Origin of the sequence: Paenibacillus sp. KS1, assembly GCF_001680695.1 — a bacterium.
In the GTDB taxonomy this organism is placed as follows: Bacteria; Bacillota; Bacilli; order Paenibacillales; family Paenibacillaceae; genus Paenibacillus_B; species Paenibacillus_B suaedae.
On record NZ_MAIS01000385.1, the window covers coordinates 1 to 242 of the forward strand.

The following is a 242-nucleotide window of genomic DNA, read 5'->3' on the forward strand; positions in this document are numbered from 1 at the left end:
ACAGACGCAGCAATTGTTGAAAGAAGCACATCGGGCCTACGGGACGGAGGTCAACGATCTGTTGCTGACCGCACTGGCGATAGCGGTTCAAGCGTGGAGCGGACTTGATCGCGTGGCGGTCTTGCTGGAAGGCCACGGCCGAGAACCGATCGCGGCGGATGTAGATGTAAGCCGGACGATCGGCTGGTTTACGAGCGCGTACCCGGTGGTGCTGGAGATCGAGCCGGAGATGAGCCTGCCGC

Annotated in this window: 1 protein-coding gene; it reads left to right on the forward strand. The window is 61.6% G+C overall.

Annotated features, from left to right (window positions below):
• Positions 1–242, forward strand: a 242-nt coding sequence (locus BBG47_RS28755; protein ID WP_139070863.1) for a condensation domain-containing protein, incomplete at both ends; no start/stop codon positions are given.